Below are 18683 nucleotides of genomic sequence, written 5' to 3'. Positions count from 1 at the left end.
CGCTGAGCTTAGTCAGAGTAATCAGTAGAACTCGACAGTTTCCATATGAAATGTCTGTTTTTTGTATTAGATGCAAAATATATATTTTAACTATAGTGTTTATGCTGTCTATAGTGTTGTCTGGTCGAGTGTGGTTTACTGAATACTGTATAAATGTGGAGTTTTTGGGTGATTGACCAGCCAGACAGACAGATCACTGCCGGGACCTGGTTTGCCAGCTGTATTTTAGTGCTGCTGTTAATCCTGTGTGTTCCTTTGTTTATCAGGATGCCGCTGGCAACCGATGTCGTGCTTTATGACGTGCAGGCGGAGACCGTTCTGAAGGGGGGGACCCTCTATCAGGACATGTTCGAGACCAATCTGCCGGGCATCGTCTGGCTGCACATGCTGATTCGTCCGCTGATTGGAATGAGTTCGGATGCCCTGCGTTGTGTCGATTCGCTGTTCCTGACAGGGACGGTCGCACTGCTGATGTTGTGGAACCGGAGAAATCAGCTCTCGGTGACAGGCATGCTCTGGGTGGGGATCACGCTCTACGCCTTTTATTTTTCTCTCTCCGAGTGGTGCCACTTCCAGCGGGATACCATTATTCTGCTTCCCGCTCTGGGGGCACTCTGGATGAGACGCAAACAGCTGGATCGACTGTGTGAGGAAAAGAGTCCAACTGCGCTTTCCCTCATCGGGTGGGCCTTTCTGGAAGGCCTGCTCTGGGCGACAGCGTTCTGGATCAAGCCGTTCGTTGCGATTCCGGCGCTTTGTGTCTGGCTGGGATCGGTCTGGCTGGCCCGTCGCTGGCGCGGGGTGCTGCTGGATTGGACCGGATTGCTGGCGGGCGGCCTGTTTCTGGGAGCGATGGGGATTGCCTGGTTATGGCAGACGGGCGCCTGGCCCTGGTTTCTCGAAACATTCCTCGAGTGGAATCCGGAATACGTGGCTGCCCGCAAATCGGGTTGGACCTTCCTGCGGTTTGCCCAGTTTTTATATCGCTTTTATCCCTGGTTCCTGCTGCATCTGTTCGCGATCCCTCTGGCATTGATTGTATTGAAAGACTGCTGGGGCTCCCGCAGAAAAGCTGGTACAGATGGGGAGCCTGCTCCCGGCCAGCGGGATGAAACGCTTCTGTCCCTGCTGTATCTGGGCTGGCTGACACAGTCGCTGGCCTTTCAGCATCTGTTCGATTACGTGCACCCCCCTTCTCATCTGCTGGCCATCACGGTCATCGGCGGTTACCTGGGCAGCCGATACCGTCAGCGTTCACTCGGCTGGGGATGGAAATCGGGGATGACGTTGTTTGCCCTGCTGGTGGTGCTCACTTTTCCGTCATTCAAACCGGAACGGGCGCGGCTGTGGAAGACCTGCCTGACCCAGTCCAGCAATGCAGAATTGAAAGCCCGGCTGGCACTGCTGGTGCAGGTGGACTGGGAAGATCTCGAAGCCGTCAAACAGTTCCTGGCCGCACAAAAAATCAAGGGCCGGGAACTGCATTGTTACAACAGCACTTTGATCTATCTGTACCCGGAATTGAATCTGCAGCCCGCGACCCGCTTTGGATTTTTCGATTCGGTGCTGGTCTTTTGTCGCAAGCATCGAGAGGATCTCCACAAGGCGATTGAAGACAGTCCGCAGAAATTCATAGTGACGGACCTGATCGAAAGCGGTTTTAACCGTGAAACAGCACTGGCGACCCCGGAAAATCCGGCGCAGAACCTGCCTCCACAATACCCGGTCAGTCTGAAAGGAGCCTATCCCTGGTCACAACCGGTTGTCTTTCGTTCGGGACGCTATCTGGTGCACCAGGTACAACGACCCCTGGGGAAATTTGTGGCGGGCGGATTTGTACCGACGGAAAGCGACGTACAAAAATTTCTGAAAAGGCAGCGTCAGCAACAGGCAAAAGACAAGTCTCAATAGATCCTTGTCCCTCGCAGGTGCAGGGAGAAGAGAGCATAGTGGGATTCAATCCCCGGCTGGTTTTGCAGGACTGCGGAACGCCGTGACCAGCAGCACAAACAGCACCGCCAGTGCGGTCAGGCTGATCACCCGGCCCAGTTGATAGCCCGGGGGAACGTACGACAGTTGCACCTCATGCTGGCCGGCGGGGAGTGGAATGGCGCGCAATGCATAATCGGCGGGCAGAACTGGCAATTCCTGCTCACCCAGGTGTGCTGTCCAGCCCGGATAATAAATGTCAGAGATTACCAGGTATCCCGGGGCGTTCAGATGGGCTTCAATCCGTAGCGAATTGGGTTTTTCATCGTGAATCCGGGCAGCTTGAAAGGGTTCCCGTTTACCGGATGGAAGCAGATCCTGTTGCAGAAGCAGTTCCTGGCGGGGCTTGAGTTTCTCAAGTGTTGAGACGATTTTTCGGCTGTCCTGATCCGGATTCAAGGCACGCGTCTGGCCCACTACGAATGCGCGGGGAAGCGGGTTCTCGTTTTCGAGGATCACAAACGGAATCTGGCGTGGTTTGGAACCACGCGGGGTGAATTCCTGAGGTACCGTTCCCTGCAAAACCGTACGCCAGCCTTCAAGTTCAACCGGTTCCCGGGTGGGCAGCACGGCATATTTGACATTCATTAAATCCAGCAGTGGACCGTTTGCTTGCTTAAGATCGGGCGAATTATAGCCTGCCATCACGATCGCGTTATGTTTTTCCGGGAATGTCGCTGCGGCCAGCAGGCCAAGTCGTACCAGTGGGACCGGTTCATAGCCCTGGATTTTATAGATTCGATTTTGCCAGGCCTCTCGATCACTCAGCAGTACCTGGTTCACGAGTACACGCTGTCCCTGCAGGTGCTCATTCAGATAGACACTGATGGGAGTTTCGTCCCGGATTCCTGACTGGGGAATCGTCTGATAAATCTGAAAATTGTACCAGGCAAGTTCTGCGGTACAGCACAGGCAGAGAGTGAGCATCCCGCCCAGGGCTGCTTTGCGGGAGAGACTGCCCAGGAAGATGGCCAGGGACAGTCCCAGAATCCCCAGCAGACAATAACTCAACTGGATGCGGAATTCTGGCCCGGATGACCGGGGGAGGGGGAGATAACCCTGTGAGGCAATGAGCAGTCCTCCCAGTGTGACAAGGCCAGTTACAAAACAGATTCCGGCGATCAGCCGGTACGTCTTGCGGTTCGTGGTCTGGAATATCTGATAAACCCATTCGCTGCCAAAACCTGCCAGCAGCGCCACGGCCAGTGAGCAGATCCAGATCAGCCGACCGGGAATGCGGAACATGGAAATCCCGGGAATGATCTGGTGGACGACTGCGTAAAAGGGAAGATTGGGACCGAATGATAACAGGAATGCTGCCAGACCGATCAGAGTCAGACGGATCACGGTCCGCTGAGAATAAGCAGACACGACACCCAGGATTGCCAGAAACAGAGGCAGGCATCCAAATGAGCAGACCGCCTCCCAGTAATAAAATCCAGGACCGGCATATTTCTCAGGTCCGCCCCAGACAAAGGGATCCAGTAACTGCAGCAGGCTGGTGAGACTCAGGCTGCCGTCGTTCAACGCCGTCAGGTCAATGCCGCCGGTGCGAACTGCCTGTCTGGTAAAGATAAAAATGGGAATCAGATCAATGGCGACGAGACCGAGGGTTAACAGTCCTGCCATGCCCCAGTCCTTAAGCAGCTTGCCTCCAGAGACAGGGGGGCTGGTTTCAACGGTTTCACTCTCGTTCAAGGATTTTCTACCCACCCACGCCAGCACCGCTTCGACAACCAGGGAAGCCGAAAGGAACAGTAACAGAAAATAGAGTTCCTGAACGTGACCGCAGAAAAAAGCCAGCGAAATGGCAATCACCAACAGGGGAACTGCTTTTCTGCTGCCCTCTCTCAGCAGTTCGTAGCCGTACAGGATCCAGGGGAACCAGGCGATTTGCGTGACGGCTGTGAAATGGCCTTCACCGGTTTTGGCGGCGAAATACGGGGCTGCCAGAAAAATAATCCCCGACAGCAGCGCACTAAAAAAACTCAGCTGGTATTTTCGAGCGAGCAGATACGCACCACAGCCCGCCAGCCAGTGATGCAGCACCATCACCCAGCTGATGGTGGTCGCTGCGCTGAAAAAGAAGAAGACCCAGTTTACGGGATAGAACATCGAAGACTGAGGATTTCCCAGTTCCGGCATCCCCAGCAGCGAATAGGGATTCCAGTAGGGAAACTCGTGAAACTGCTGAAAGCTCTGTTCCTGGAAACTTTTGGAGGCGATGAAGTAGTTGGTCGTATCGTTATGGCCCCGGTTCTGAGTTCCCACGAGGACATCCGTCGGATGAACCAGGAGAGTCTGAAAACAGACTGCCGCCACGATCAGCAGTGCCAGGGCAGCTGTCAGATTTTGAAGCAGTCTGGTTTGCATGTGTTTCTTCTCTGAATCAGTGTTGAATCATGTACACTCACGAAGGGGAGGCAGCTGTAAAGCAACTGATACAAATCGCTCAGTTCTGTAAGTTGCCAGAAACAGCGCAGATTCCGGGTGTTGACAGTCTGTCTGGAAATCTGAATGTCTCCGGCGATCCCCTGTGCAGGCGGACCCAGTCAGCGGAAATACTGCATTGCTTATGCCAAACCGACTGGAAAACTGTGAGCAGGCCAGCCGTTGCAACGGGATTCAATCAGCCCCGGTGTGGTGGCTTTAATCCATGTGGTTCTACGATCAAGCCGTACATTTCAGGACGTCGGTCTGCCAGGCGATCGATGACATGCTTATCGGGAACCCGGTCCACCCGTTTGTTGCGGGCCCGCGTGGGATCGAAGGTGGCATACAGGATTTCTTCTTCCGTACCGACCGAGGTGGCTAATGTCTCGCCTGCAGGTCCACAGATGCGGCTCTTGCCGATGAACCGGAAGCCGCGTTCTTCCCCCACCCGGTTAATGGCACAGTAAAAGATCCCATTTTCCATGGCGCGGGTATTGATCGCGTGTTCGGCCACGCATTCTGCACCGCTGGGCCAGTTGGTGGGCAGGATAATCAGGTCGGCGCATTGGAGTGTCATCACCCGGGAAGATTCCGGAAAGGCACTGTCGTAACAGATATTCAAGCCGATGCGGGCAGAGGGATGTTCGTAAACGGCAAATGCCCGGTCACCGGGAGTGGCGAAGCGGTCGACTCCGAGATAGGGCAGGTGAATTTTCCGGTAGCTGCCCAGAACTCCCTGGGGAGTGATCAACACCGCAGCGTTATACACGCCCTCTTCCGCCTGTTCCAGCATCCCGACGACGACAGAGTGATTCAGTTCCTGGCAGACCTCCTGCAGGGCTGCGGTGGAAGGGCCTGGGATGGTTTCCGCATAAGGAATCGCTTCTGCCAGGTTGTCAAAGCAATAGCCGGTCAGCGCACATTCGGGGAAGACCGTCAGTTCTGCTCCTTCTGAACTCGTCTCTCGGATTTTCTCGATCATCCGACGGAGATTTTCTGCTTTCTCCATCAGAACGACATCCATCTGCACGCCGGCTATGATCATGACTGATTCCCCTGCTCTGTTCGGGTGGTTCCTGTATTCACGCTGTATTGAATGGAGGCGATTATAAGGAACCCGGCCGCGGCATGCCATCCTGTGCGTCTGCCTGAGGGGATTAGAGACGCTCGGTGATTTTCGTAGGCACAGCCTGTTTGACGGGCGGCTCTGATTTCTGAATCGGCCTGGCCTGTTGTGGCGGTGGGATCAGCACGCCGGAATCGACGAGGGTGATATAGGTCATGGTCAACAGAATCGCATAGGCGACTGCATTTCCGAACAGACCGTTGCCAAACCATTTCAGCGCGCTGCCGGCTGATTTCTTCAGACGAATCGTCACACCCTTGCGTTCCACGCTGTAAACTTCGTCCAGCACCAGGTGGGACAGGAACCCCAGTGAGATTCCGCCGGCCATCAGAAATTTGACAGCGAACGAATCACTGATATAAGCCAGAAAGACCGCTTCGCCGGCGATCAGCAATGCGGGTATGCTGTGGAACATACCCCGATGGACGGCGAACTTGGACAGAATAGCAGATCCGCCATAGCGGACAGCGGCATAGGTCACGACCGCCATCAGGATGGCATCGTCGGGATCCAGACCTTTATGAATACTGCAGCGCATGGCCACGAATGAGGCGACGGCTGCGGTCAGACTGAAAAGTTCCTTGATCGGCCGCCCTGTTTCCGAATCGAGGTCGGGTAACATGCCGCCCACCCAGCACAGCACTCCGGACAGAATTCCCTGAGTGGGTGTGAAGCCGAAAAACAGGGAGGCGGCGGAGCCGTAAGCGACCCCCAGTAATCCACTGACGCTGATGTGCTCCTTGTAGCCGGCCATACGTATCTTCCCTGAAGTTGCAGTTCCATTCTGGATGGATCGAGTCCGTTCCTTCCGGGCAGAATCCTAACAAAGAACTACAGCCGGAATCAATGCGACTTCTCAAGCCTGTATTTCAGCTGAAAACGGCTATTTCTGTGCGATGATCTGCAGCACTTCGTCTTTCAGAGCGTCATTGACGGCCAGTCCATTGCCGGTGTAGATCGAAGGATTACCGTCAAAGTCGATCCAGTGTCCGCCGGCTTCCTCCAGAATCGGCAGCAGGGCTGCTGCGTCCCAGGGGCTGAGTACCGGGTCGACCATGACTTCGGCCCGACCGGTGGCAACCAGCATATGACCGTAGCAGTCTCCCCAGCCGCGTGCGAGGTAGGAATTGCGACAGAGGTATTCATAAGCGGGTTGTTTGCCGATCGTTTCCCAGCGGGTCATGGTCGTGGTGCAGAAGACCGACTCTGACAGTTTCGTTTTGTCCGAAACCCGGGCGCGACGCGGTTCCTGGCCCCGGATTTTCCACCACGCACCATCTCCTTTGATCGCGTAGACCACTTCGTCCAGCGCGGGGAAGCGACAGACCCCCATCACCAGCTTTCCGTTTTCTTCCAGCCCCAGCAGGGTTCCGAAGAGGGGCACACCTTGTGTGAACGGTTTGGTGCCGTCAATCGGATCCAGAATCCACTTGAATGCGTTTGAACCTTCGACCGGCGGTAATTCCTCACCCATGATGCTGTCGTCAGGAAACGCCATGGTGATTTCTTCCCGCAACAATTCCTCTGCCCCTCGGTCGGCGATAGTGACCGGTGAGTCGTCTGACTTGCGATCTACCTTCAGTTCGGGGGACTGATAGTATTTGAGGATGAGCTCGCTGGCCTTTTCAGAGGCGGTCAAAGCAAGTTCCAGGCGGGCTTTCAGTTCAAATTGTTCTGAGTGAATAGTCATGGTGAGAAAATCGTTTCTTGAAATTGTCAGGATTTGTCAGCAACGCTTACTGGAGCAATGTCGCTGCTACGATAGTCATATTATTCATTTTCCAGACGGTAAAGATGCTCCCCTGCTTTTCTGACCAGGAGAATTCCTTCCTCTTCGCGGTCTGCAAAGGATTCGACATCGATTGTGCCGGGGTCACGATAGCCGAGGTTAATTTTTTCGCAGAGTTCAGGTGGAATCTGAGAGGCCAGCGTCACCTGTACCCGGGGGCGTTCGATACCGTCTTCGAATGTTCCGGTGCCGCGGACATGCGTGGAATGAGCCAGGATCCCCCAGGGATAGTCTTGAAACCGGTCCCACTGTTTGGTGAAGTAGTCGCGAACATGGTAGCCGACTTCTTCAATCAGCTTGCCATGCGTGACGGAGATTTCCTTCATGTGCGGGGCGTAAATGATCAGTTCACCGCCATCAGCGACCACCGGTTCCAGCTTGTACATGCATTTCCCGGCGACCCAGAGCTCATCGTACATCAGCGGTGCACAGGACAGGACCTGTTTGAAAGGCTGCGGTTTGCGTTTAATGTGAATCTGGCCGGAGAGGTTGGCCGCGGATTCCCAGGCCGATTCCGGTGATCCATAAAAGAGCCCGTACAAGGAACTGTCCGGGGCGACGACGAACGTAATGCAGCGTTTTTCGATCGGAATCATCGCGGCGGAACGATTGACGACCTCGCGTACCGGGGTGTGTTTGACGCCGATAATTCCCACGTTGGTGATCAGGGCGCCCAGCCAGTGGAAGAAATTCAACAGATCCGGACCGGAGATGCCGGGGAAGAAATATTTGCTGCCCCCTGAGAAACCGACGACTTCATGCGGGAAGACAGGTCCCATGACCTGCAGCAGATCATAATCCCGGATACGGGAGTTAATTGTCACGGGGACTTCCATTTCCAGCAGTCCCTCGGAAATGGCTGCCGTATCTTCCTTAGTCAGAGTACCAATTTCAGTCAGTCGGTCAGGGTTGTCCCATTCATGGTTATACAGGCCGACATCTTTGTATTTTGTCTGGCGGTCAGATTCGGAGATTCCCAGCAGCCGGCAGATGTCCGCTTCCGGCATGGGAGGGTGTGTGCCGAGTGCGACCAGCACATCGATCTGTTTTGCAACCGGGCTCAACAGGCGATGGAAGGTGGAAAACAGCAGCGGCAGTGGTGCTGTGCGGGTGGCGTCCGGGACGATGAGGAGAATTCGTTTATCGCGATAGTCTTCAACGGGAAGGTGGACTTCAAACCATTGAATGACTTCCTGTTCGGTAAGAGTCTGGTGCGGTTGTTCCATTTGTCGGTATTGCTTTCAGGGGAGCCCACTGGTCTCTGCTTCACTTTACTGCAGGGGCTGACAGCGAAAACCAATTATATAAATAATTTCTGGAAAAAGGAAATCGAGCGAATGACTTGTGGGAGTCGTATATCACACTTTTTCCTGTGCGACCAGTCTGAGGGGGCTGAACTTCAGAGACTCTTGAATATAATGGAATGTTCACAATCAATTTTGAATAGAAGTCAAAAATTCATAAGAAAACCCTCCAGATAGACTGGTCAAAAGCAGCGTGGATCTAGTAACCTCGTAAGATGCGCTCTGCACGGGAGTTGAGGGAAAAACTTCAGCATTCCCCGCCGGGCTGGTTCTGTCTGATGACTTCAAGACAAAACGAACCTTTTATTAAAGTTCCGACCGATACTATCGTTGGTCCAGGAGCCCTTCAGGACTGACTTATGCAGATAAATGGGAGTGTCTCAATAATGCGAGTTGCGTTTTGGGATAAGGCAGGAGGCCGTCCATGACGTTAGCAGAATTGCTGGAAAACCAATTTCGTGCAGACATTCGATTCCGTGGTGCGGCTTACATTGAAGCCGAACGGGTTGAACTGACGCGCGTGACTGCAGACCACGTGTTTGCTGTTGTCAGGGACGGTGTGGAGTATCAGACTCAGCTTTCCCGGGATGACGGGAATCTGAAGACCTATTGCACCTGCGATCAGTTTCAGAAGTTCAACGTCTGTAAACATCTCTGGGCTTCCATCCTTGCGGTGGATGACGCAGGCTACCTGACCGGTTCGGTCAAGCCGGGTTATATTCCCCCCTTCATCATCGAGAACACCCCGATCGCCTTCGATGACGAGGATGATGATTACGATTTCTCCATGCCCTCCGATTTCGAAATGGGGGGAGGTCGTTCCCGCAAGTCAAAGTCGAGTGGAGAACAGTTGACCGCGGTTTCTTCCCGCCCTCGTCTGCGTGAGTGGGAAGCGAAGCTGGTCGAGCTCAAAAATGATTTTGCCCTGACACCGGTTCTGTCGAAAACCACTCAGCAGGAACGCGAGATCTTTTACGAAATCGATGTGGAAGAGAGCCAGGAGTCAGGACAACTCGTGGTACAGACTTCACAGCGACAGCGACGAGCCAACGGTCAGTGGGGAAAACTGAAGCCGCTCAAGCTCAAAGTCGGCCAGTTGCAGGAAGTCGAGCACGAAGACGACCGGCGGATTCTGGCCTACCTGTCCGGTGGAACCCCCGAACGTACCAACTGGCGGGCGCAACAGACCGAAACACAGATGGCGGCGTTCCGCTACCGCGTTCCCTTTGAACTTTGCGAGCTGATCCTGCCCCTGATGTGTGGCACCGGACACGTTCGCTACCTGGATCGCCAGCCTGATGACGTGGATTCGCTGGTCTGGGACGGCGAGCATGCCTGGGAATTCCGCATGGGGGTCGAGCACGACCGTAAGGAATCGACGTGGAAGCTCAACGGGCATCTCAAACGGGACGATGAGACACTGGAGATCACCAACGCCCGGCTGATCGTGGCCGGGGGGCTGGTGCTGACCCGCGACAAAATCACGCCGCTCGTCGACTATGACGCATTTCCCTGGATCAAAATGATTCAGATGAACGAGACGATCGAAGTCGAAGAAGGCGAGCAGCAGGAACTGGTTGACCGGCTCCTGGATATGCCGGTCCTGCCCCGACTGGAACTGCCTGAAGAACTGCATCTGGAAGAGGTCACCTGCGATCCCCTGCCGGAACTGCTGATTCATTCTCCACAGAAGAAACGCTGGCAGCAGGATCGTCTATATGGCGAGATCCACTTCAATTACCTGGACCATCTGGTCTCGGGGAGCAGTACCCAGTGGGCGATTGTGGACCGCGTGGAAAAACGCTGCATTCTCCGCAACCGGGGAAAAGAGTCCCAGGCCTGGACACTGCTGCAGGATAGTGGCTTCCGCCGCCTGCTGGACCGTCGTGTTCAGGGACGCGATGTGGAGATCGCTGCCCGTGATCTGGGAGGCGCCGTTCGTGAATTGATCCAGGCAGGCTGGGTCGTTCGCGCCGATGGAAAACAGGTACATCAGCCGTCTAACATGATGTTCAAGGTCCAGTCGGGTATCGACTGGTTTGAATTGCATGCCGACATTGATTTTGAAGGTCAGACCGTCAAGTTTCCGGAACTGTTGTCTGCACTCGCCCGCGGCGATTCATCGATTCGACTCGACGACGGTTCGCTGGGGATCCTGCCGGAAGAATGGATCGAGCAGTATGGTATTCTGGCCGGGCTGGCAGTGACCGATGAAGAGCACCTGCGGTTTGCCCCCAATCAGGTGGCGCTGCTGGATGCTCTGTTGAATTCACAGGAATTTGTGGAAACCGACGCCGCGTTTGATGAAATGCGGGAGAAAATCAGATCGTTTGCCGGGATCGCCCTGGAAAACGAACCAACTGGTTTCAAAGGAGACCTGCGGAAGTATCAGCTCGAAGGTCTGGGCTGGTTGCAGTTCCTGCAGGACTTCCATTTCGGCGGCTGCCTGGCTGACGACATGGGTCTCGGTAAGACGGTCCAGCTGCTGGCGCTGCTGCTGCGTCGTAAACAGGATCGCGAAGGGCATCTGCCCTCCCTGGCAGTGGTTCCCAAGTCGCTGATGTTCAACTGGACCCAGGAAGCTGCCAAATTCACGCCGGAACTCAAAGTGATTGAGTACGCGGGCGGCGATCGCGGCAAGATGATCGCCACGCTGGACGAATACGATCTGGTCCTGACAACCTATGGGACCATGCGTCGAGATATCACCCAGATTAAAGACATTCAGTTCGATTACGCCGTACTGGATGAAGCTCAGATGATCAAGAACTCAGGATCGCAGGTCGCTAAAGCCTCGCGACTGCTCCAGGCGAAACATCGGATCGCCCTGAGTGGTACTCCTGTGGAAAACCACCTGGGAGATCTGTGGTCGATCTTCGAATTCCTCAATCCGGGAATGCTGGGGCGCAGCTCTGTATTTAAGGCTTATACAAACGATATCGAAGACAAGAATGCCCGCCTGCTGCTGGGGAATGCGTTACGGCCGTTTATTCTGCGCAGAACCAAGGAACAGGTCGCCAACGAACTGCCGGACAAGGTCGAGCAGACCCTGTACTGCGATATGGGCAAAGACCAGACTCGGCTGTACGACGAACTCAGACAGCATTACCGCGACTCAATTCTGGGGATGGTCGAGTCCAAGGGGCTGGGTAAAACCAAGATCCACGTACTGGAAGCATTGTTACGGCTGCGACAGGCGGCCTGCCACCCTGCTCTGCTGGAACGGGGGCGTGCCCTGGATGCTTCGGCCAAGATGGATGTGCTGATTCCGCACCTGGAAGAACTGATCGAAGAAGGTCACAAGGCACTCGTCTTTTCTCAGTTCACCAGCATGCTGTCGATCGTGCAGGAGCACCTGGATCAGAAAGAGATTGTCTACGAATACCTGGATGGCCAGACACGCGACCGTAAGGAACGCGTCGATCGCTTCCAGACGGACAAAGACTGTGGCGTGTTCCTGATCAGCCTCAAGGCCGGTGGTCTGGGGCTGAACCTGACCGCCGCAGATTACGTGTTCATTCTGGATCCCTGGTGGAACCCTGCTGTCGAGACCCAGGCGATCGACCGGGCACACCGTGTCGGCCAGACCAAACGGGTCTTTGCCTACAAGCTGATCTGTCGCAATACGGTGGAAGAGAAGATCACCGAGTTGCAGCAACAGAAACGTGAACTGGCCGATGCGATCCTGGAAGAAAACCAGAGCGTCCTCAGGAATCTGTCCAGTGAAGATCTCGAACTGCTGCTTTCCTAGAGCGCGTCGCAATTAACCATAGCGTTTCTCAATTTAATATACTCGGTCCAAATGGCCCTGGAGACGCTACAGTAAAACTGGACACAGTCTAGACCGGGAGCCGATAACGCAAGTCGAGTTCTCAGGCTGACAATCAGACCGGCTTATTTATCAGCCGGTTTCTGATTGGCCAGACCGCGGGTGAATGCATCGTAGGCTTCACGGTACTCTTCCGGCACGGGCAGGCGGCGTGGTCCCAGACTGTCGCTGTTCTGCTGGCGCGTGCTGTTTCGGTTTCTGCGGGCGGCCTGCCCGGCTGGTTTAAGGGATTTGAGCATCTCTTCAAACTGCCGCTTGCGGGCCAGGGATTCCGGGGTCTGCTGGTTCTGGTCCGGCGTCTGGAGCTGTTTCTGCAGTCGTTCGGAAAACTGTTTCATCTCATCTTTCGTCCAGCCCAGTTCCTTCAGCAGTTCCGGATCGACTTTGTCGCGTTTGAGTTCGTCTTTGATCCGTTTCAGGACGAGGTTGGCGGCTTCTTTGCCGTACTCCAGGTTCGCTTCATCGGCATCTGGCAGTGACGGGCTGGCTCCCGCGTTGCCCGCGTCGCCATCACCAGTCGAACTGCCACCCGTGGTCGCGCTCGATCCCTGGGGATCATCTGAACTGCCCCCTTTGCTGGAACCGGGGGCCTGGCTGTTGCCTTTCTGGGACTTGCCTTTCCCCTGGGAGGAACCCTGTCCGCCCTGTTTGCCTCCCTGCTTTCCACCAGATTTGTCCCCCTTCTGTCCGCCGGACTTCTGGCCCTGCTGGTTCTGGTTGCCTTTCTGGTTGTTGCCGGACTGTTTATTTTCTTGTTGTTTCTGGTCCTGCTGATTTTGTTTCTGGTTATCCTGCCCCTGTTTGTTCTGAGGCTGATTCTGGTTCATCGGTTTCTGGGAGCCGGATGGTTTTCCCTGGGAGCCCTGCTCCTGATTGCCTTTTTTGCCGGTGGAATCACCTTTGCCGGGTTGCTGGCTCCCCTTTTGTCCCTGGTCGTTCTGAGAGCTGTTACCGTTCTCTCCGTCCTGGGGACGCTTGGATTTCTGATCTTTAGGTTCAGGTTTGCCTCCCGGGGGCTGATTCGAACCATCGGGCTGATCCTGCTTCTGTGGAGACTTCTTCGCGTCGGCAGCCTGCTGCTGCTTCGCAGGCGAGGGATTGTCGTTCTTCTGTTCCGGTTTCCGCATTTCCGAGCCCGGTTTCTGCTCCGTCTGATTGTCAGGCTGTCCCGGTTTGGCCGAAGAGTTCTCCGGTTTTTGCTGCGGATCTCCGTCGGGAGATTTCTTGTCGCCCGGACGCATGGCCGGTTTCTCTTTCGGATCCCGTTTCAGGTCGTTGCTGCTGCGTTCTGGTTTGGCATTGGGGTCGTGGTCCGGTTTGGCTTTTCCGTTTGGATCCCCTTTTGATTTCATTTTACGGTCTGCTGATTCCGAGTCAGACGGTTCCTGTTTCCCATTCTCGACCTTACCTTTCTGAGGCTCCTGTTTCTGGCCTGAGGATTTCTGATCGGGACTGTTTTCGTTTGCCTTGGAAGAAGGCTTTGGTTTCTGGTCCTGATTCTGATTCTGACCTTTGCCGGGAGTCCCCTCGGAATTCTTGTCCTGGCTGGGAGAGGACTGCTGGGATTTCGAGTCGCTGCCGTTTGATTCCGGCTCCTGCATCTTTTTCTCAGAACCGGGCTGATCGGAGTTCTGTTTTTCAGAACCCTGATTTTCTTTCCCCTGACCTTTCTGCTCCTGATCTTTCTGATCGGGCTGCGGCTCCTCTCCTTCTTTTTTCAGCTTGTCCAGAATTTTCTTGAGCGCTTCCTGATCGTCGCTGCCGTCGCTGTCCAGACCCTCCTGTTTCTCTTGCTGGGACTGCTTCTGTCCATCGCCCGGTTCCTGTTTTGGTTCTGCACCCGGTTCCGGGGAATCGGACTTCTTCTGCCCGGGCTGATCGGACTGTTTCTGGTCTTCATTCCCCGGCTGTTTCTGATCGCCGGGTTGTTTGCCTGTTTCCGATTTCGAATCCCCCTGCTTCTGGTCCGGCATCTGCTGTTCGCCAGGCTGCTGGCCAGGTTGTTTTTCCTGACCTTCCTTCTGACCGGGCTGTTTCTGCTGGTCGGGATTCGGCTGCTGATTCTGTTCAGCGGCTTTCTGTTTCTGTTCTTCCAGCTGTTTTTGGGCTTCCTCGGGGGAAACCAGTTCGAGAATTTCGATCTTGATTTTAGGAGTGTTTTTGCGGTTCCCGGACGGATGTTTATTGTCGCGGGACTCGACCCAGAAAAAAATCGTATCGCCGGGGGTCAGACGGAGCGGTTCCAGGGCGAGGTCGTAATTAATGCCTACGCTCTTCCGGTCGCCTTCGAACAGTGTTTTATCCAGGATGCGGATCTGCTGTTTTTCGACCCGCAGATTGAGGTAGCGAATTTTGAAATCCGGATCTTCCGCGATAACCGAAATCGGGACGGTGCCGTTCGCGGGCAGCTTCAGGTCCTGCTTGGGGGAGAGCAGACTGATCTCCGGCGGCAGATCGGGCCGGATCATCAGGGGATACACCGTCGGCGAGAGCGTGGTCTGCCCGGCTTCGTTGCGGCATTTGATCTGATAGAATTTGGGGAACGTGCCATCGGCTCGGAGTTTCAGCTTCCAGGAAGCCGTGATCGTGTTTTTCTCGATGTTCTTTTTGAGCTGAAATTCTTCGAGGGGCGAGGCAGCGTCTTCCTCATCGGAAAAGAGCACTTCAAACGAAGTGATCGGCATGTTGGTCGTGGCATCTACGGTGACCTGAGTGCCTTCATAAGCGTCGATGGCTCCGCCGGGCTGTTCTACTGCAGCGAGTTCCATGTAAGCGGGGTATTCGTAGCGTACAGAATGCACGGTGGCTGAAGGTGGCTGAATGACGCTGACCTGGTACTGATCGGAGACCGCGTCGCCGGCTTCAATATGGTATGTCAGATCCTGTCGGATCCCTCGTCCGTTGACGCCGATCAGCAGCCCCTGGAAGCGTTTCAGTGTTTCATCCATGGGACGGAGCTTGATCGGTTCATTGACCCGCCCCTGGTCGCTGGAAGTGTAATAGAGGGTGACATTCTCCGGCACTTCGCCGCGAAGATCGACGACAACTTCCAGCTGACTTCCGGCCAGCACTTCCGCATTTCCGGGGGTGACCGAGCCGATCTGTGTCTGGGTGGCAAACTCCCGATCGGAGGAGAAGGAGATCGCAGCCGACAGTGAGGGCCAGATCTGTTTGGGTGAGAACAGTGCATAGAAGCAGAGTATGGCGACGACAAACAGCAGGCAGTAGGAGAGTCGCATCAGGGGACGACGATCGACGGCATGATCGGTGTCCGTTTGAGACAGGGTCAGCGCCGCCCGTTTTTCGAGTGAACTGATGATTTCCGGATTTACCTTGCGCTCCGACCTCTGGAGATCGACCAGGTTCAGGAGTGCTCCCTGCATTTCCTCCGAGGTCTGCTCCAGTGCGTGGGCGGAGTACAGCCGGGTGACTTTTTTGAAGTAAGGCACGACCAGCTTCCAGACGGCCCAGCCGATACTGGCCAGAATGACCCCGGCCAGCATGAGCAGCCGCGAGAGATGACCGAAGCCCCCCTTGATCAGCCAGTGATCACAGAGGATGAAGATCAGCAGGTAACCCAGAAAGATCGTCGAAATGCCCACAGCGGTGGTGAGCAGATCGTTGGCCTTGATATGCGAGCCGGTGCGGGAGACCTGATAATCCACGTACTCATCAAATTTGGCGTACTGTCCGTTTCGATTTTCTGTCGATGGCGTCGAATTGGAAGCTGTGGACATGAAAAACCTGTATCAGTCTGAAATCAGAAAAAAGGTCTGTGCTTACGTACCCATTATAGAATGATCGACGCCCGCGATGGAAATAATGTTCCTGATTTTTCAGGGAGTTTCTGTTTTACCCTGTTTTTCAGAAGATTTTGAGACAAATACCCGGACAACCGTCACACCAGGCCTTTTTTCTTCCGTAGAAACCATTCCAGCGAGAGCAGCAGGACAAACAGCAGCAGAAAATACCAGTTATCCCAGAGCGATATTCGCCTGTACCGGGTCAGATTGTTGTTCCACGATTTGTCTTTGTTCATGCGTTTCAGAAAACTGCCCAGTTCTTCCGGGGGCAGCGCACTTCCTCCGGACAGGGAGGCGATGGTTTCGAGCAGCGAATAATCGGCTGCAGGGTTATCCAGCTCCAGATCCCGCGGGTCGACGATAAAGCGGGTGGTGGCATCGAAACCCAGAGAGACACCGTTGCGTTCCGCATGTACGGTGACCCAGTAGTCGCCGGGCTCGGTTGTCTGGGAAAAAGTGGTCCGGGAAGTTTCCCCGGTTCCCATGACTTCAACCTGAGAGGTCTTCCCCGACGGGCCAGCGACCCGAATAGTAAATTTTACATCGGTTAACGGTTTCCCTTCCGGTCCCCGGGCACCGAACAGAATGGGGACCTGGCTGCCGGGCGAGACATTCCGGGGTTCCACCCGGGTCCAGACACTCTGTTCCGAATCATTTTCTTTATGGGCCAGCCAGAGGATCATCTGCCGCCAGAAACGCTCGTGCTCTTTGCGATGGCCGGACAGGAACCACTGGAAGGTCGTATCGCCGGCGAAAGCCATTACACGGGCGCCTCCCACATCGGAGGCAAACAGCAGTGGAACGGCACCGTTGTCTGCAGACTGCGCCAGGATTTCGACGGTTTCATATTTCTTGCGGAGTTTGTTGGCCCCTTTCAGCGGAGCCAGATCATTCCACAACTGTCGATTCCGGTCTGCGGAGCTGTCGAGCTGCATCACATAACGCTGCAGTCCCAGCGATGTGGGGACCATTTTCAGATCCTGAAAATAATGCAGGTCTTTCGCGAAGCCGTTCCCAATCTGTTTTTCGCTGCTCCGCATTTCAACGGGGATGAAGTCATCCAGGGGCGTGTCGGCATAGCCTCCCGGGCCAAAACTGTGATAACCGCCAGTCATCAACAGGCCGGACCCCCGATCAATCTGGGCGGCGATTTTGCGGATCAGTGTGGGACCCAGCAGGTCGGCGGGGACGTCTCCGATGATGAAAACATCGTATTTGGAGACGTCATTCAGATCGGGACTGCGCGGCTTTCTGTTGCCGGAGAAACCGTTGCCCATCGGAATGTAATCCAACTGGATCTTGGGATCATTCATGGAGCGGATGAATTTCTGCTCCGGACGGAGTGCATCAAAATAGGCGACCTGCACGCCCCCTTTCTGGACCGTGACAATGGTCTCCAGGCGGTTGTTGGTCTGTTTGATCTCCCCCTCGAGGGGGACCGCCTCGACGGCAATTTTATATTCTCCCGGGACATCGGGAGTCCAGAACAGTTCGACGGTATCCAGTTCGTTGTTCTGTGCAGGGTGAATCTGGGTCGCGACCCGTGAGTTATTATAGGGAGCCGCGGGAAGCATCACGCCGGCCTCACCAGTTCGTTTTCCCGCTCGGTCCTCGACCAGCAGACGCACGGTGACGTCTTTTCCGGAAGCACCGAGGCTGCGCACCTTGACGGTGATCGGCGTCGTTTTCTTCTCAAAGACCAGCGGATCAATGACCAGGTTCTCCATGACCAGGTCCAGTGTGGTATCCTGCAGCGTCGAGGAGCCAAATCCGATGGTGTAAATGGGGATGCCTGCATCACCAAAATAGCTGGCCTGGGAGCGGATATCCACATCATGGGGGGGAAGCGAACGTTCTGCTCCATCGGAGAGGAGCAGCAGGCCGACAAGTTGTTCCTGTTGCAGTTGCCCCGACAGCATTTCCAGCGCGTAACCGATTGCGGTCTGGTTACCATCCGATTTCTCCGTATACGATTCGACCGGTATCAGGTCCTGGTCGAAGTCGAACCGTCTGATTTTGATGTTTTGATCCATCTCCTTGAAAGCGGGCTCGGCTGCTTCCAGAGTTTTGAGCAGTTCGTTGCGGCGGGTGGTACTGCCGGGACCATCCTGGGTCTGCATGCTGCGGCTGGAATCAGCCAGGATATACAGCCAGGACTGGCGCACGGTTTTATCGGTCAGTTCGATTGACGGACGCAGCATCATGAACACCAGCAGAAGCAGAGTCAGCAGACGCAGGCCGATCAGTAACCGTCTCATCGGCCGCGAGAAGTGCCGAACGCGTCCGGGATAGGTCGTCAGAACCAGCGCGATCAGCGCAACAATGACCAGGATCATCGTCGGCCAGGACCAGATTGGTTCAAAGATCGGTTTCATGAAAAGTTTGGTTTCTTAACAGACGGGGCTTCCCG

Annotated in this window: 9 protein-coding genes; 2 read left to right on the top strand and 7 right to left on the bottom strand. The window is 55.0% G+C overall.

Going from position 1 to position 18683, the window contains the following annotated elements:
- Nucleotides 1-168 precede the first annotated feature (168 nt).
- Entirely contained in the window at nt 169-1911 is a 1743-nt protein-coding gene (locus Enr10x_RS11600) for a hypothetical protein (protein WP_145449170.1), read from the top strand.
- Nucleotides 1912-1956: 45 nt separating this feature from the next.
- Here Enr10x_RS11600 and Enr10x_RS11595 read toward each other — a convergent pair whose 3' ends face one another.
- From Enr10x_RS11595 to Enr10x_RS11575, 5 genes are all read right to left on the bottom strand, one after another.
- Nucleotides 1957-4362 (bottom strand): YfhO family protein, encoded by a 2406-nt coding sequence (locus tag Enr10x_RS11595; RefSeq protein ID WP_145449168.1) that lies wholly within the window; start codon nt 4360-4362, stop codon nt 1957-1959.
- A 256-nt stretch (nt 4363-4618) separates the two neighbouring features.
- Nucleotides 4619-5467, bottom strand: a complete 849-nt coding sequence (locus tag Enr10x_RS11590; protein ID WP_145449166.1) for a carbon-nitrogen hydrolase family protein — start codon at nt 5465-5467, stop codon at nt 4619-4621.
- Nucleotides 5468-5579: 112 nt separating this feature from the next.
- Nucleotides 5580-6302 carry a metal-dependent hydrolase gene (locus Enr10x_RS11585; RefSeq protein WP_145449164.1) on the bottom strand — a complete coding sequence of 241 codons (723 nt, stop codon included), beginning with the start codon at nt 6300-6302 and terminating at the stop codon, nt 5580-5582.
- Between the two features lie 129 nt (nt 6303-6431).
- The gene (locus Enr10x_RS11580; RefSeq protein ID WP_145449162.1) at nt 6432-7238 is read right to left on the bottom strand and encodes an inositol monophosphatase family protein; all 807 of its coding nucleotides are present in this window, start codon (nt 7236-7238) and stop codon (nt 6432-6434) included.
- An 80-nt stretch (nt 7239-7318) separates the two neighbouring features.
- Complete coding sequence (locus Enr10x_RS11575; protein WP_145449160.1) at nt 7319-8563, bottom strand: lactate racemase domain-containing protein; 1245 nt, start codon at nt 8561-8563, stop codon at nt 7319-7321.
- A gap of 502 nt (nt 8564-9065) precedes the next feature.
- Between Enr10x_RS11575 and Enr10x_RS11570 the strand changes: the two genes are divergently transcribed.
- The gene (locus Enr10x_RS11570; RefSeq protein WP_145107715.1) at nt 9066-12392 is read left to right on the top strand and encodes a DEAD/DEAH box helicase; all 3327 of its coding nucleotides are present in this window, start codon (nt 9066-9068) and stop codon (nt 12390-12392) included.
- A gap of 143 nt (nt 12393-12535) precedes the next feature.
- Here the strand turns inward: Enr10x_RS11570 and Enr10x_RS11565 are convergent, their stop codons facing one another.
- Together Enr10x_RS11565 and Enr10x_RS11560 are read right to left on the bottom strand one after the other, a co-directional pair.
- Nucleotides 12536-16207 (bottom strand): hypothetical protein, encoded by a 3672-nt coding sequence (locus tag Enr10x_RS11565; RefSeq protein WP_145449158.1) that lies wholly within the window; start codon nt 16205-16207, stop codon nt 12536-12538.
- A 161-nt stretch (nt 16208-16368) separates the two neighbouring features.
- Nucleotides 16369-18648, bottom strand: a complete 2280-nt coding sequence (locus Enr10x_RS11560) for a hypothetical protein (RefSeq protein ID WP_145449156.1) — start codon at nt 18646-18648, stop codon at nt 16369-16371.
- Between the last annotated feature and the right edge of the window lie 35 nt (nt 18649-18683).

Origin of the sequence: Gimesia panareensis, from assembly GCF_007748155.1 — a bacterium.
Lineage (GTDB): Bacteria > Planctomycetota > Planctomycetia > Planctomycetales > Planctomycetaceae > Gimesia > Gimesia panareensis.
This window is presented reverse-complemented; position numbering and strand designations above follow the sequence as displayed.